14 protein-coding genes and 1 pseudogene are annotated in these 14,737 nt (G+C 53.6%); 2 read left to right on the forward strand and 13 right to left on the reverse strand.

Annotation, left to right across the window (positions count from 1 at the left end):
* Positions 1-10: 10 nt before the first annotated feature.
* Together QN378_RS07560 and QN378_RS07565 are read right to left on the reverse strand one after the other, a co-directional pair.
* The gene (locus QN378_RS07560) at positions 11-778 is read right to left on the reverse strand and encodes a 3-hydroxyacyl-CoA dehydrogenase (RefSeq protein ID WP_322206875.1); all 768 of its coding nucleotides are present in this window, start codon (positions 776-778) and stop codon (positions 11-13) included.
* A 252-nt stretch (positions 779-1,030) separates the two neighbouring features.
* Positions 1,031-2,041 carry an AraC family transcriptional regulator gene (locus QN378_RS07565; protein ID WP_322203787.1) on the reverse strand — a complete coding sequence of 337 codons (1,011 nt, stop codon included), beginning with the start codon at positions 2,039-2,041 and terminating at the stop codon, positions 1,031-1,033.
* 168 nt (positions 2,042-2,209) lie between these two features.
* Between QN378_RS07565 and QN378_RS07570 the strand changes: the two genes are divergently transcribed.
* The gene (locus QN378_RS07570) at positions 2,210-2,686 is read left to right on the forward strand and encodes an LEA type 2 family protein (protein WP_322203789.1); all 477 of its coding nucleotides are present in this window, start codon (positions 2,210-2,212) and stop codon (positions 2,684-2,686) included.
* A 2-nt stretch (positions 2,687-2,688) separates the two neighbouring features.
* On the opposite strand, the gene QN378_RS07575 is transcribed toward QN378_RS07570, so the two are convergent.
* On the reverse strand, positions 2,689-2,943 hold the full coding sequence (locus QN378_RS07575; RefSeq protein ID WP_322203791.1) for a hypothetical protein: 255 nt from the start codon (positions 2,941-2,943) through the stop codon (positions 2,689-2,691).
* 163 nt (positions 2,944-3,106) lie between these two features.
* Here QN378_RS07575 and QN378_RS07580 point away from each other — a divergent pair, with 163 nt between their 5' ends.
* Positions 3,107-3,427, forward strand: coding sequence for a DUF883 family protein (locus QN378_RS07580; RefSeq protein WP_322203792.1), 321 nt, complete (start codon positions 3,107-3,109; stop codon positions 3,425-3,427).
* 71 nt (positions 3,428-3,498) lie between these two features.
* Here the strand turns inward: QN378_RS07580 and QN378_RS07585 are convergent, their stop codons facing one another.
* The 10 genes and pseudogenes from QN378_RS07585 to QN378_RS07630 form a co-directional block, all read right to left on the reverse strand.
* Positions 3,499-3,993 carry a hypothetical protein gene (locus QN378_RS07585; protein WP_322203793.1) on the reverse strand — a complete coding sequence of 165 codons (495 nt, stop codon included), beginning with the start codon at positions 3,991-3,993 and terminating at the stop codon, positions 3,499-3,501.
* A gap of 116 nt (positions 3,994-4,109) precedes the next feature.
* Positions 4,110-4,436 (reverse strand): SPOR domain-containing protein, encoded by a 327-nt coding sequence (locus QN378_RS07590; RefSeq protein ID WP_322203794.1) that lies wholly within the window; start codon positions 4,434-4,436, stop codon positions 4,110-4,112.
* Positions 4,437-4,713: 277 nt separating this feature from the next.
* Positions 4,714-4,942 (reverse strand): annotated as a pseudogene (locus tag QN378_RS07595) (mandelate racemase); the annotation flags it as partial.
* 212 nt (positions 4,943-5,154) lie between these two features.
* Positions 5,155-6,162, reverse strand: coding sequence for a hypothetical protein (locus tag QN378_RS07600; RefSeq protein WP_322203795.1), 1,008 nt, complete (start codon positions 6,160-6,162; stop codon positions 5,155-5,157).
* Between the two features lie 172 nt (positions 6,163-6,334).
* Positions 6,335-7,342: a hypothetical protein gene (locus QN378_RS07605; RefSeq protein ID WP_323546482.1), complete on the reverse strand. Its 1,008-nt coding sequence runs from the start codon at positions 7,340-7,342 to the stop codon at positions 6,335-6,337.
* A 172-nt stretch (positions 7,343-7,514) separates the two neighbouring features.
* Positions 7,515-8,705, reverse strand: coding sequence for a hypothetical protein (locus QN378_RS07610; RefSeq protein ID WP_323546480.1), 1,191 nt, complete (start codon positions 8,703-8,705; stop codon positions 7,515-7,517).
* On the reverse strand, positions 8,695-9,885 hold the full coding sequence (locus QN378_RS07615; RefSeq protein WP_323546477.1) for a hypothetical protein: 1,191 nt from the start codon (positions 9,883-9,885) through the stop codon (positions 8,695-8,697). The genes QN378_RS07610 and QN378_RS07615 overlap by 11 nt, the downstream gene beginning before the upstream one ends.
* A complete protein-coding gene (locus QN378_RS07620) occupies positions 9,875-13,318 on the reverse strand; it encodes a toxin VasX (RefSeq protein WP_323546474.1) in 3,444 nt (1,147 codons plus the stop codon). Before QN378_RS07620 ends, QN378_RS07615 begins: the two co-directional genes overlap by 11 nt.
* Positions 13,315-14,187, reverse strand: a complete 873-nt coding sequence (locus tag QN378_RS07625) for a DUF4123 domain-containing protein (protein ID WP_323546471.1) — start codon at positions 14,185-14,187, stop codon at positions 13,315-13,317. The genes QN378_RS07620 and QN378_RS07625 overlap by 4 nt, the downstream gene beginning before the upstream one ends.
* Positions 14,174-14,737: bacteriophage T4 gp5 trimerisation domain-containing protein (locus QN378_RS07630; RefSeq protein ID WP_416350613.1), on the reverse strand; the 564-nt coding region annotated here is incomplete at its 5' end. The genes QN378_RS07630 and QN378_RS07625, both read right to left, overlap by 14 nt.

Consider the following 14,737-nt stretch of genomic DNA (forward strand, 5'->3'; position numbering starts at 1 on the left):
GATGGGAGAATTACTTGGCGGCCATACGCAAGGCACCATCGAGACGGATAACCTCGCCGTTAAGCATGCTGTTTTCAATGATATGCCTGACCAACGCCGCGTACTCTTGCGGCTTGCCCAAGCGCGGCGGGAATGGCACGCCGGCGGCCAGTGATTCCCGCACTTGTTCAGTCATACCGGCCATCATCGGTGTTTCAAAAATACCGGGGGCGATGGTCATCACACGTATACCAAACCGCGCCAGCTCACGCGCAGCGGGCAAAGTCATGCTGACGATAGCGCCTTTAGACGCCGCGTAGGCAGCCTGACCGATCTGACCATCATAGGCCGCCACGGAAGCGGTATTAATAATGACGCCGCGCTCACCACCTGCGTCGGCTTCAGTCTCGGCGATGGCGACGGCGGCTAATCGAAGCAGATTGAAGCTGCCGATCAGATTGATGTTGATCACTCGGCTGAAGCTGTCCAGTCCATGGGGGCCGCTTTTGCCGAGAATCTTCTCGGCGCCGACCACGCCAGCGCAATTAACCAAGCCATGAAGCCCACCAAACGCGGTCACCGCCGCCTCCACAGCAGCTAGTGCCGCCGACTCCTGGCTGACATCGGCCACGGCATAGCGTGCCTGAGCGCCTAATTTTTGCGCCTCAGCGGCGACGGCGGTTTCGTTGATATCCACCAGCATGACCTTGGCGCCAGCGGCCACCAGCATCTGCGCGGTAGCCGCACCTAGCCCCGACGCACCGCCACTGACTAAAAAAACCTTGCCTTCGATCTGCATGAAAATGCCTTCGCTTTTTGGAATAGCGAAATAATCGACGCACAGGAACGTTCGGACAATGGTCAAAGCGCTCAAGTTGGATGACTGGTTTGGCCAATGGCGGCGTTAAGGGGCTATATCGATATCATCTGTGGGGGCTGCCGCCCGTCTTACAGTGAATACAAGACGTGCAGGAGCATGCTTACGAAGAACCTATGCTTTTATTCAATAAGTTATGTGTTGTTTATAAGGTGATTTCTAGAAAAAAGCGCCTTAAATCCCCACGATTAAACTTCGATAATGCCCCGGGTTAGAGCCGGACCATTTGCGGAAGGCTTTATAAAACGAGCTGGTGTCGGCAAACCCCAGTCGTGCAGCGATGTCGGCAAAGCTGACGTCTGGATCGGCTAACCAGACAATCGCCAACTCCTTACGCAGGCTGTCTTTGATCGCTTGGTAGCTCTGGCCTTCTTCTGCCAAACGCCGCCGCAGGGTAGATGCTGACATGTGCCAAGCCTGGGCTAATGCTTCGGTCTCTGGCCAGGATTCGGCGGGCTGGGTGCGCAGCTCATTTTTGATCCGCTGGGCGACGCTTTCCGGGTCGCGATACTTAACCAAGATATTGCCCGGCGCCCGCGCCAGAAACTGGGCCAATTCCTCGGCACTGCGCTTGATCGGCAGGTCCAGACAGTCGGCAGCGAAAATCATTCGGGTGCGCGGACGGTCGAAGCGCAGGTTCTCAGAAAACATTACCGCGTAGTCTTCGTAAAAATCCGGCTTCGCGCAGCGCAATTCAATGGCCAGGATCGGAATTCTTCGCCCCGCCAGCCAACAGGCTACCCCGTGAACAATCATCCAGTAGGCGAAATAGGTGAACGCCCGCCGGGGAGATTGATCGCGCTCTTCGAGCACAATTTCAGCCAAAGTTTGCTGACGGACCAGGCTCGCCTGAAAACCATCCAGCATTAGCGATAAAAAGCTCAAGCCTGACTCAAGCCCGCACGACACGGTCAACTGAGCCATGGACGAGCGGCACAGAAACGCCAAGCTGCCAGACCGTAACCGGCGTGGGTCCATGCCAAAAAACTCATCATCCAAACGCCGCGCCAGCAAACGCCACAACCGAGCGTAAGCGCTCGCCGATACCCGCGCATTCGGCTGCGCAAAGGATTCAAGCGCAATGCCAACCTTGTTCAGCACCTCATCGGTGGCCGCGCCTGGCGTGCAACACTGCAATAGTGCCTCGCGCACCAGTTGCATGGAGATGGTGTCTTTTTCCGACATGGATGAAGAGTGCCCTGCTAGCCGTTTAGGTGTGTTTGAGAGTCGCCGTTTATCTTAGGGCGCAAAGTTTAAATAGCCAGTACCACTGCAGGAAACGAACCTATGACTGCACGAAGGGTCGCACAGTTGAGCCGATAAGCTTTCACTTTGCTCAATGGAGTGACACTAATGCCGCTACGCCCAGTTCGCATGCTGCTGACTTCTTTATTGATCGTTATGCTGAGCGCTTGCGCGCTATTACCCAACCGCGATCCGCTGAACATCAATGTGGTCGGGATTGAACCGTTGCAAGGTCAGGGCTTGGAGGTGCGCTTTGCGGTCAAACTTCGGCTGCAAAACCCTAATGAAACGGCCATCGAGTATTCCGGGGTCGTCCTCGACCTGGACGTAAATGGCAAGTTATTGGCGTCGGGTGTCAGCGATCAACGCGGCACTATCGGACGATTTTCCGAGGCAGTGCTCGTGGTGCCAGTGACGGTCTCAGCGTTCGCCGCGCTGCGCCAGGCTTTCGGCCTTAGCCAAAGCGAAGGCATCGAGAACCTGCCGTATGTACTGCATGGAAAGCTGGCAGGCGGATTGTTTGGCACGATGCGTTTCAGTGACAGCGGCACCCTCAGCCTACCCCGCGCCGACGGCAGCTGGTAAGCCTATTTGGTCGCCGCTACCAAGCGATTTACTTCACTGCGCACCATATTGGCGTATTCCGGTGGGGACATAAGGTCGAGCTCTGAACGTACCCACTCGGACCATTTGCCCTTGCGCTTGGAGCGTTCACCCATCAGCCTAGCGGCATCACTCTTGGCTTTACCCAAGTTGCTCTGCCAGAGGTCAAACAGTCTGGATTTTTCATCTTCAAGCGCTGTGCGCTCGCTGATAGGCCGGTTGGCAAGGTTGAAGCTCATACGAATCACCTGTGACTGAAAACGGCTGCATCTTACACTGCCGCAGGTTGTTTCTGAGGCGACATTGTTTGTTCAGTTAACAAATGAAAGCAAAAACGCTGCAACTTTTTTGCTCAGTGGAGCTCAATTGCTCACTGTAGTAATTAACTGAAAGGAAGACATCATGGCCCGCAAAACTGCTGCTCAAAACACCGCCGAGCAAATCAAGGATCAGGCATTTAGTGAGTTGCAGGCGCTGATCGAGGAATCAGACAAATTGCTCAACGACAGCGCCGCACTTGTAGGTGACGAAGCTGCAACTTTGCGCAAGCAATTGAGCCAGAAGCTTAAACAAGCGCTGGATTCGGTATCCAGCGTGCGCGAACGCACCAAACCTGCAGTTGATGCTACAGAAACTTACATTGGTGGGCATCCATGGCAGACCGTCGCTGCATCTGCAGGGTTTGGTTTGGTCATCGGCCTGCTGCTTGGGCGTCGTTCTTAGGTCATGCGTTAGCGGTGTGCCCGGCACACCGCTTTGTTATGAGCGCACAGGAACGAGCTGCCGCACAATACTCAGGCTGGATGCTGGGGCACTAATGTTTGCAACTGGCGAGCAAAGTAATCGGCGGTAAATTCATGAGTTGCCGACTCTTTGACTCCGATACGTCGGGTCATCTGCCATTCGCTGGCACCCGCCGCTAATGCTAACGATACCTGCTCCTGCGCATGGACACTCAGACCCGTAGCAGAAATCGAGATTAAGCCTTTAGGGCCCATTGCGTCAGGCACAAATACCACCTGCCGCCCGGCAAATGACAGCGTCATGCGCTGAGTGCGGAACGGCGAGTTTTCGTCCGGGTAACCCTTGCTTTGCGCTTGGTGCGGCTCATATTCAAATTCCATCTGCCCACTGCTTTTAAGCGGAGTCATCCAGCTTTCGATTTGTTCGTATAAGCTCAAAATGCTGGATTCCCAGCGCGCAAGGTCGGTATGGAACTGCTGGTGCTTGTGTTCTTCGTTGCGTTGGTTGGCGCTCAGCAGCTCGCCTAATCGTTGTACTTCGTCCATAAAATTGCTCCCGCAGTCGCTTGCTTGATAAGGCGCAGGTGATAAAACACCCGCCATTGAGTGTCGCGTTGCAACTGAATGTAAACAGGGTATCGAACGCGAGCCAAGTTAATGGCTTATAGCGTGTGATCAACGATGGAAGACTGGTAACTCATCTTAAGTGCCAGTTGCGCGCGTTTCTCTTCGGCAGCGGCCCTGGAATTGAAGGGGCCAAGCAACACGCGCTCTTTTCCGTCACGGACTGCGACGAAAGACGGAAAACCATGCTCGACGAGCCGGTCGGTCAAATCACTGATGGCCTTGGGGTCTTCTACTAACACGTCCCACTGGGGCGCTGAGACCTGAGCCACGGTTGTCGCCTGCACTTTTGCCGGTTTGTCCGCCGCACCTTCGCCACACCCTGCCAACATCAAAACAGCCACCACCATGAGCAATCCGCGCACAATTTTCCCCTCGCGTGTTAAGTGGCAGGAGTTTAACACTCCCGCGCTTTCTACAGGCGCGATCGAAACGGCGGTTTTTGTTTGAGCCATTAGGTTTAGCGGACATGCCGACGTCCGTGCGTAAGGCTGACGGTCATCCCTGAGCACTCAGGACCGCCTGGCGGGCAAACAACCAAAACATCGATTTTTAGCACCGTATCAGCGAACCAAAGCATTACCCACCGGGCTCGAACTTGAACACAGTGGCAGAGCCGCGAACATCATGGGCGCTGCGCTATCAGGCGCCCTCACCCGACTCGCGCATGACCGCATACAACGCCGATTTGGCTTCAAAGCCAACGCCTGGAATATCCGGTAGCCCGACGTAACCGTTTTCAACCCCAATACCATCATCGAAGCCGCCAATGGCTGGAACATGTCTGGGTAGGATTCGTGCCGCCCAAATGCAAACCCGTAGCGATGTTCAGCGACATTTGGTGGCCGCCATGGGGCACGACGCGACGCGCTTTCCGAAATGATCAATCGCGGCCAAAACTCGTCAAACGCCTCTTGCATCTGGCTTTCAGCTTCTCAACTTTGTTTCATTTTCACGCGGCATTGAATCAACTTGGCACGGCGCAGAAGCAGGCTTTTGAGCTGTGTATAGGCTTTTGGAGGCGGGCTCCAGATCCTCAGTGTATCGGACCAGTCCGAGTGTTTCGATTATTGATCAGGCCCTTCACTTGGCGTTCTTAACCAGTAACGCGCAGGCATCAACGAAGTTCATCTTCTTTTTACGCATTGCGTCTTGAACGGTTAGCGTGGCTTTTTCCAGGGCTGCGCTGGGTTTGGCCCACTGTTCGGCGGGAATGGGTTGGGACCAACGCTGCACTGCTTCAGGCAAAACGGGCGAACCGGCTTTATGGCCCCATTCTGCGAGCAAGTAAGGCATTTTCCAGAAGGTCAAAACGCGGCGCACGTACCACCAACGCAGTGGCCAGCGGGTGCGGGGTTCCAAGCCTATTTCGGCCATGCGTTCATCACTGATCGGCATATGTAAGCTGCCCGTGTCTTCTTTGATTCGTCGCTCCACGTTCCATGTATGCAGTCCTTCATACGGACGCAACTCATCTTCTGTTAAATCACGGCCTATCATCCATACCGACAGGTCATCCGCCTGGCTTGGTATGCCTTGTTCCATATACCGGCGAATTGCCTCCCACGTACCAATGGCATGAGCTTGGCTGGGCTTACTGGCCAGGACGAACTGCACGGTGTCGTTCTTTTCATCCTCAAGTCCCATGCCGAACTCGAAAAGTTGAACGCTGCCGTATTGACTAATCATTTCAGATTGGGATACCCAAGCGACCACGCTCTCCCATGGCACGATCAACACTTCATGGGTGTCGCTGTCGACAAAACAGACTTCGCGGCGTTGGCGGTTAAAACGTATTGAGTATTGTTTGGCACTTGTGCGGACGCCTTGAAGAGTGGCGTGCCAACATATCCCTAGCAGGGATACTGCCGTCAATACACGCGCTTCAATATGAACCTGAAATCCTAGGCCGACTATTTGCCAGAAATCACGCTCTATATCGACGGGGGAAAAAACCACTACGAACGCTGCCATAAAAAATGGAGATATCACTGTCATGAACAACACAATCCAGATCACGAAAGCCAGCATTTTCCCCTGCTCAACCATGCCATTATTATTCCCTCCTATCTGCAAATATTCTTCGTTCATCTCCGAGAAATTCTGGGTACTAATGGCCGGCTGCCCAGTGAAGACCGGTAGCGGGGACAGGTACAATATTTCTTCCGCACCGTTTTTCCGAACCTCTCCAACGCGGGGCCTGTTGTTTTTTATGTCTGGCTTCGCTAAGGACGGCAGTTTGTTTGGTTTGCGCCGGTACAGTTTATTGAGCATTTTTTTCCAACAGCGCGCAGGCATCAATGAAGTTCATCTTCTTTTTACGCATTGCGTCTTGAACGGTTAGCGTGGCTTTTTCCAGGGCTGCGCTGGGTTTGGCCCACTGTTCGGCGGGAATGGGTTGGGACCAACGTTGCACTGCTTCAGGCAGAACGGGCGAACCGGCTTTATGGCCCCACTCGGCGAGCAGGTAAGGCATTTTCCAGAAGGTCAAAACGCGGCGCACGTACCACCAACGCAGTGGCCAGCGGGTGCGGGGTTCCAAGCCTATTTCGGCCATGCGTTCATCACTGATCGGCATATGTAAGCTGCCCGTGTCTTCTTTGATTCGCCGCTCCACGTTCCATGTATGCAGTCCTTCATACGGACGCAACTCATCTTCTGTTAAATCACGGCCGATCATCCATACCGATAGGTCATCCGCCTGGCTTGGGATGCCTTGCTCCATATACCGGCGAATTGCCTCCCACGTACCAATGGCATGAGCTTGGCTGGGTTTACTGGCCAGGACAAACTGCACGGTGTCGTTCTTTTCATCCTCAAGTCCCATGCCGAACTCGAAAAATTGAATGCTGCCGTATTGACCCATCATTTCTGACTGGGACACCCAGGCGACAACGCTCTCCCATGGCACGATCAACACTTCATGGGTGTCGCTGTCGACAAAACAAACTTCACGGCGTTGGCGATTGAAACGTAGGGGGTATTGTTTGGCACTTGTGCGGACGCCTTGAAGAGTGGCGTGCCAACATATCCCTAGCAGGGATACTGCCGTCAATACACGCGCTTCAATATGAACCTGAAATCCTAGGCCGACTATTTGCCAGAAATCACGCTCTATATCGACGGGGGAAAAAACCACTACGAACGCTGCCATAAAAAATGGAGATATCACTGTCATGAACAACACAATCCAGATCACGAAAGCCAGCATTTTCCCCTGCTCAACCATGCCATTATTATTCCCTCCTATCTGCAAATATTCTTCGCTCATCTCCGAGAAATTCTGGGTACTAATGGCCGGCTGCCCAGTGAAGACCGGTAGCGGGGACAGGTACAATATTTCTTCCGCACCGTTTTTCCGAACCTCTCCAACGCGGGGCCTGTTGTTTTTTATGTCTGGCTTTGCTACGGAGGGCAGTTTGTTTGGTTTGCGCCGGTACAGTTTATTGAGCATTTTTTTCCAACAGCGCGCAGGCATCAATGAAGTTCATCTTCTTTTTACGCATTGCGTCTTGAACGGTTAGCGTGGCCTTTTCCAGGGCTGCGCTGGGTTTGGCCCACTGTTCGGCGGGAATGGGTTGGGACCAACGCTGCACTGCTTCAGGCAAAACGGGCGAACCGGCTTTATGGCCCCACTCGGCGAGCATGTAAGGCATTTTCCAGAAGGTCAAAACGCGGCGCACGTACCACCAACGCAGTGGCCAGCGGGTGCGGGGTTCCAAGCCTATTTCGGCCATGCGTTCATCACTGATCGGCATATGTAAGCTGCCCGTGTCTTCTTTGATTCGCCGCTCCACGTTCCATGTATGCAGTCCTTCATACGGACGCAACTCATCTTCTGTTAAATCACGGCCGATCATCCATACCGATAGTTCATCCGCCTGGCTTGGGATGCCTTGCTCCATATATCGGCGAATTGCCTCCCACGTACCAATGGCATGAGCTTGGCTGGGTTTACTGGCCAGGACAAACTGCACGGTGTCGTTCTTTTCATCCTCAAGTCCCATGCCGAACTCGAAAAGTTGAACGCTGCCGTATTGACTAATCATTTCTGACTGGGACACCCAGGCGACAACGCTCTCCCATGGCACGATCAACACTTCATGGGTGTCGCTGTCAACAAAACAGACTTCGCGGCGTTGGCGGTTAAAACGTATTGGGTATTGTTTGGCATTTTTACGAATATCCTGTAGCGAGCCATGCCAACATATGCCAATCAAAACAACTCCTGAAAAACAAATTACATCGAAATTTGCCTGAATGCCTATCCAAAGAAGTTCCCAGAAGAAACGCTCAATGTGCGGAGGTGAAAATACAAGTACCATCGCTGCCATAATTAGCGGAAATATAAACATTGCTATTAATATCAGTAGCATCAACCACGCGAGCAACTTCCCCTGCATTACCATACCAATATTGCTGCCTCCCATCTGCACATAAACCTCGTTCATTTCGGAAAAGTTCTGGGTACTAATAGGCTGCTGCCCGGTAAAAACCGGCAGCGGGGCAAGATATAATGTTTCTTCCGCACCGCTCTTCCGAACCTCTCCAACGCGGGGTCTATTGTTTTTTATGTCTGGCTTCGCTACGGACGGCAGTTTGTTTGGTTTGCGCCGGTACAGTTTATTGAGCATTTTTTTCCAACAGCGCGCAGGCATCAATGAAGTTCATCTTCTTTTTACGCATCGCGTCTTGAACGGTCTGTGTGGCTTTTTCCAGGGCGGCGCTGGGTTTGGCCCACTGTTCGGCGGGAATGGGTTGTGACCAACGTTGCACGGTTTCAGGCAGAACGGGCGAGCCGGCTTTATGGCCCCACTCGGCGAGCAGGTAAGGCATTTTCCAGAAGGTCAAAACGCGGCGCACGTACCACCAACGCAATGGCCAGCGGGTGCGGGGTTCAAGGCCTATTTCGGCCATGCGTTCATCACTGATCGGCATATGTAAGCTGCCCGTGTCTTCTTTGATTCGTCGCTCCACGTTCCATGTATGCAGTCCTTCATACGGACGCAACTCATCTTCTGTTAAATCACGGCCTATCATCCATACCGACAGGTCATCCGCCTGGCTTGGTATGCCTTGCTCCATGTACAAGCGGATCGCTTCCCATGTACCAATGGCGTGGGCTTGACTGGGCTTACTGGCCAGGACGAACTGCACGGTGTCGTTCTTTTCATCCTCAAGCCCCATGCCGAACTCGAAAAATTGAATGCTGCCGTATTGACCCATCATTTCTGACTGGGACACCCAAGCGACCACGCTCTCCCATGGCACGATCAACACTTCATAGGTGTCGCTGTCGACAAAACAAACTTCGCGGCGTTGGCGATTGAAACGTAAGGGGTATTGTTTGGCGCTTGTGCGGACGCCTTGAAGAGTAGCGTGCCAACATATACCAAGCAAAACAACCCCCGTAAGTATAACCGCTTCGAGATTAGCCCGAATTGCCATCCAAAGAAGCTCCCAAAAAAAACGCTCGATATCAGGTGGAGAAAACACAACCATCATCGTCGCCGCGATTAGCGGAAATATAAATAACATTATCAAGATTATCCAGATTGTCCACGCCAGTAACTTTCCTTGCATCACCATACCAATATTACTGCCTCCCATCTGCAGATAGACCTCATTCATCTCCGAAAAATTCTGGGAGCTAACAGCTGGTTGCCCTGTGAAGACTGGTAGCGGGGACAAGTACAATGTTTCTTCCGAGCCGCTTCTCCGAACCTCACCTACACGAGGCCGATTATTTTTAATATCAGGATTCGCCACGGGTGGTGCGCTAATTTTTTTGCGCCGAAATAACTTATTCAGCATCACGGTTCCTCAACTCTATAGCTGTTAACGGCCAAGCGTCAGTGGCTTGCAACTTGAAGGGAAGTTCCGTCTCTGGTTTGTATTTAAACACGCCCTTGTGATAAAGGGCCCTACTGTGTACATAGGATTTGTGTATGTCGAGGATAGGGAAAATAGTTCGATGGCGTAAAGGTTGGTGGTCTTCCAGCTTGTAGGACAGCGCAATAACCAAACCGAACGGGTCGGTCAATTCGTATTTTGAAAACGAAAGGCTTAATACCAACGCTTCATGGTTTTGGCTGACGATGCGAAGCTGGCTCGCAAAATACTCACTGCGCCCCTCCCAGTAAGGCGGGATATGTACCGGGCGACCCCACCCCTTCTGTGATTGCTCCCTCTCACGGCGCTGATGCACTTCGATAGACACCTCACGACTGTCCAAATCTGCAGTGCTGACCCCGGGCAATGCGAAGCGGAACTCGGTCACGTCGTCGTCTTGGCGGATCATTTCGCACAAGGGCTGCTGGACGGCGGTCGCCAACGCGATCCAATCGTCTTCCAGACTGCGGTTGAGGTTGTCCAAACCCCAAGCGCTGTGGTGCAGCCATTTTTTTGTGTCATCCAAATTAAAATAATTGTAGGTACCTTGCCCTGCCATTTGCAGTGCCATACCAATGATACCGATCAGGTTGGCACGGGCAGCAATGTTAACTAAGAGTGGGCTTTTTTCAGCCCAGGCCATGGCGCGCAACTCTTTGGATAAACGCAGAACTTCCTTAATAATGAAATAATTGTGTTTAAGTCCCCAGCCGTTTGCGCCCATCAAAACAGTATCGCCGCTTAGTTGCAGTGAGGATGCAGCTAGCTTCTTGCCATCCCCTTCCGACAATGCTTGCCCCCACCCGATGGAATGCCTACGAAAATCGATAGCGGCCGCCAGGAAACCGAACAGAAAAGTACCGAGACCGGTAAACGCTGACCACCTCCCTAATCTACTCATGGCGTTAAGTTTGCCAGATGCACTTTCCATCTCTGCGATATGGGCCTGAAGTATGCCTATCGCTAAACCTTGGCCTGCAGAGAAACCGGCTGCGGACATTCCTGTGAGTGCTGCGAAGAAAGGTAATGAATCACGAAACGAAATTGAACTGCGACTGAACAGTTCATCCGCAGCACTAACAAAATTAACCGCCTGAAAATAAAACACAACCACCGCAATCTGATTACCTTTAGCCGTCAATGCACCTGCAATCGGTTTTTTAAACGTGTCCGTACTTCGATAATCCCGAACCGCGCGCTGCATCTCGTCGCTTAGCTCGGCGTCCATGTTGCCCAACACCAATCCAATTTGGCCGGGGCCTTTACCGCCAGGCGTAAGCCCCTGAGTAAGACGATCCTCCACAAGTTCAAGACTATTTTTTAGATTAGCGATCTGGTTATTTAAATGACGCGAGGCTTGATGACGAATTAAAACAAGGTGGCGCTCTCTGTATAACTGCTTCAGTTCTCGTCGCATGTCGATTGCTGTGTTGCGGTCGCGGTTGAAATTCTCTATCTCAAACGGTGTCGCTGCCCGAAGTGTCAGCCCACTGGTGGCATACGCACGGAGCAGCCGCAGCCGTGCAACTGGACCGATGTTACGAATAAAACTGTTGAGATCAACGCGCGAGCCTCTCTCAAAGTCCTGCTTAAAAAGGTCCAATTGATGAGCCGTGGTCATCTGCCGTGCCGGGTCATACGCCCCACCCAACAAGCTATTCAACCCTTCAAACTGACTGGTCAACGCCATGTAATTAGGCAAGCGCTGGCGCATGAGGCTGTTGAACTGGTTGGCCAACGCATCCATTTCCGCGACAGCGGCTGGGGCGTCGGCGATTTTGATTGAGATATTACTGAGGTCCGCGAGTTCTTTTAATGTCGCGTCCTGTTCGGCACTGCCCAGGGTGTCCAGACCTGGCACTTGTACCAGTGGGTTTTTCTCCAAGTAGGTTTCCAGTTGCTGCCAAGCATCCTGGTCGTCGCAGATGGCGGCAACGCAGAGCAGTTCAGTTTCCAAGCGGTGCTTGATCTGTTCGCTTTGTTGAAAGTCGTAATACCAGGCGGCACGGTGAAAATGCCCTTCGACGATCATCTTCAGGCGGTCGGCGCGGATGCGCTTGAGTTGACCTTGCCAGTGCTGCAACAGGGTTTGCTGCTTGAGCACAAAGGTCTGCATGGCGTGGCGCTGGACTAAATCATCAATACCGCGCTCGCCGGGCTCTGCCCCATGAAGCGATTCATAGGTTTGAAGATTAATTTCGGCGATGGTTTGTTCGTGCTTTTGCCAGCGTTCGCCCCCCAAGGCATCGCGCAAGGCCAATATGGATTCGGCGAACGGAATGGTTTTCGCCATCTCGCGCCATTTGAGCTCGTCGCCATACAGCGTAGGCCCTTGGTACTCACGCTTGTTGTGCAGGTAGCTAACCAGTGTTTCCTGCTCTGATTCGTTGATGTCTTTAAGTAATTCGGTGACGCCCGAATTATCGCGGGCCAGGTCCACAAGGCGTTTTTGATTGACGGTGTACAGAGACTGAATGTAAGAGCCGGTCACGTATTGACGCTGAATGATGTCATCGTCGGCCCATTCACCCATCCAATCGGCAACCTTGAGTTGCGCGGCTGCCAGGTCGCGCATGATGCCAATGTCGTCGCGAACGACCAGAAACAAGAAGTCATTTTTGTGCGCGCCACCGACCTGACTGGTCAGCTCCTCAATCCAGGTATGACGAAACAACGGCGCCTGTTCCCAGAGGTAAGCAGTATTTTCTTCCGGGTTGGCGCCTTCGGGCAGTTGCGCTGTGGGTGCCTTATCAACCGGACCGCGACCGCCCGCCTCGCAACGATTTTCCGCAACTTCTGCCAACCAGGCGCTGGCTTGGCTCTCGGTCAGTAGATGTTTGGCGGTGCGTTCACTGCTTGCTGAAGCGAGATTCACGCGTTGCATGAACCGTTCACGCTCAGTCGCGGACTGGATCACTTGCGAGCATTTATAGGCGGTCCACTGGATTTCCGAGTAGGCGACATAGACCGCATTGTTTCGGGGGACTATCAGCGTACTTTCATTGCCAACGGCATGTTGACGTACATCACTCGCCACCTCGGCTCCGTCCCAAAGCAGCTTGGAAAGGGAACCCTGCTCAATCAAATACTCATGGAGGAACCCGCTGCTGCTGTCGACAACATACAAGTAGCCATCGCGCAGCAATCGAATGCCCATGGCCTTGCTTTGCAAGGTATGGGGCATGGGGAAGTCGGAAGGTGGGGTGAGGTGTTCCACCAATCCGTAGCGCAGCGGCAACAACTGAATCGTGGTTTTGGTCAGCGGGCATGCGCCGCCAGCGCTGGCGCTGTCATGGCTGCGTGACTTGGCAATCAAATTGGCCAAGTGTCCACGTGGGGTCATTAGATTTGTCATGGGAAGCATTTCCGCTCGGCCAATGAGGAGATAAGGTGCATGCGCTGTTCGGGAGACGGTTGCTCCGGCGCCAATAATTGGAGGATTTCCGGGTCTTCGCCCATGACCTGATCACCCAGCAACCCGTGAGCGTTGGCGTAAAGCCAGATGTCCGCTTCGCTGTCATGCCCGCAGGCAGCCGCGCGTTTGGCTAACCGGTACAGATGGTCCCAGCGTTCGTGCGCGGTCAGGGTTGATTGGTATTGCGGAAAAAATTCGCTCATGTGCTGATAGAGTTCTGACACCATTTTGCTAAAACTGGCGCTTTCCAGAAGCGACCATTGGTGCTCGCTCAGTTGGTACAGCGCCGAGTGGTCCGCAATGGGCGCCTCGCTGTGGCGGATAAAATGATCCCAGCCATCGCCAATCGGGTTGATCACGACCACCCGTTGGCAAGGCCCGAACAGCGTGGCCGCCGATGTTTGTGTATCGCCTAACAGCGCGCGAGCCACTGCTGGATTGGCGATGCGCAATAGCATGTCGGCCCCTGACGGGTGCTTGATGCTTGCCAGCCAACGCAGGTGAGCGACCATTTCCGCCCATGGCGCAACACTGCAGATGAGATAGCCCCAATGCTCCTGAGCGTGGGCCAGAAACTCGACAAGTGCCGGATCACTTGGACTTCTCACCCGCACTAGGCAGGGTGAAACGTCTCGGAGCTGGGCGAAACGGGTTTGCAGGTAAAGGGGCTCTACCTTCACGGTGCAATCCCACGCGAACAGCTTCGGCAGCAAGTTCTCGACCTGTACGGCGTCAAGCAACAAGCCAACGTTCTGCTTCCACGGAAGATCATCGGGTATTTTCAGCGGGGTCCGTTTAGCCGTTGTCATGGGTTTGCTCCGTGTTAGCTAGTTCGCACACTGGGCAAACCAAGGATTTGTTTTTGAGCGCTTTGATCAGGCCCTCGGGGGCCAACGCCACGCCTGTATCCAGAGGCTGAATGCTCCCAGGAGATAACGGCGCTGCAGGCGTTCCCGGCAGCGGAACCCCACCCAACACAATCGGCACGCTGGAGAAGATTCCCGCAGGGTTGAGCACCAGATGCTGACCATTAATGGACAGGGTCAGGGTGATGCCGCCGTCGATAACGATGTTCTCGCCAGAAATATGTACTTCTTGCGCCGCTTCGATGACCAACGCGCCGCCGACGCGGGTATGGCTGGAGCCGGCCACTTGCAAATGATCCGCCGCTGACAACTGCACCTTACGTGCGCCGGTGACCGTGAGGTTCTGCTCGGCTTTGATAACGGTGGTGCTGTTGCCCTTGATCGTTTCCAAGCGCTGGCCACGCACTTCCAAGCGACTGTCGTTCTGAACCAGTTGCTCCATGTCGCGTTGGGCACGCAGGTAGACCAACTCAGCGCCATCGCGATCTTCAAA

The sequence above is a fragment of the Pseudomonas sp. 10S5 genome (genome assembly GCF_035019745.1).
Classification (GTDB): domain Bacteria; phylum Pseudomonadota; class Gammaproteobacteria; order Pseudomonadales; family Pseudomonadaceae; genus Aquipseudomonas.

Excerpts from the sequence above, each read along its gene's own strand:
- QN378_RS07560 (WP_322206875.1), bottom strand. The coding sequence starts at position 778 with ATGCAGATCGAAGGCAAGGTTTTTTTAGTCAGTGGCGGTGCGTCGGGG.
- QN378_RS07565 (WP_322203787.1), bottom strand. The coding sequence starts at position 2,041 with ATGTCGGAAAAAGACACCATCTCCATGCAACTGGTGCGCGAGGCACTA.
- QN378_RS07570 (WP_322203789.1), top strand. The coding sequence starts at position 2,210 with ATGCCGCTACGCCCAGTTCGCATGCTGCTGACTTCTTTATTGATCGTT.
- QN378_RS07575 (WP_322203791.1), bottom strand. The coding sequence starts at position 2,943 with ATGAGCTTCAACCTTGCCAACCGGCCTATCAGCGAGCGCACAGCGCTT.
- QN378_RS07580 (WP_322203792.1), top strand. The coding sequence starts at position 3,107 with ATGGCCCGCAAAACTGCTGCTCAAAACACCGCCGAGCAAATCAAGGAT.
- QN378_RS07585 (WP_322203793.1), bottom strand. The coding sequence starts at position 3,993 with ATGGACGAAGTACAACGATTAGGCGAGCTGCTGAGCGCCAACCAACGC.
- QN378_RS07600 (WP_322203795.1), bottom strand. The coding sequence starts at position 6,162 with ATGAACGAAGAATATTTGCAGATAGGAGGGAATAATAATGGCATGGTT.
- QN378_RS07605 (WP_323546482.1), bottom strand. The coding sequence starts at position 7,342 with ATGAGCGAAGAATATTTGCAGATAGGAGGGAATAATAATGGCATGGTT.
- QN378_RS07610 (WP_323546480.1), bottom strand. The coding sequence starts at position 8,705 with ATGCTCAATAAACTGTACCGGCGCAAACCAAACAAACTGCCGTCCGTA.
- QN378_RS07615 (WP_323546477.1), bottom strand. The coding sequence starts at position 9,885 with ATGCTGAATAAGTTATTTCGGCGCAAAAAAATTAGCGCACCACCCGTG.
- QN378_RS07620 (WP_323546474.1), bottom strand. The coding sequence starts at position 13,318 with ATGACAAATCTAATGACCCCACGTGGACACTTGGCCAATTTGATTGCC.
- QN378_RS07625 (WP_323546471.1), bottom strand. The coding sequence starts at position 14,187 with ATGACAACGGCTAAACGGACCCCGCTGAAAATACCCGATGATCTTCCG.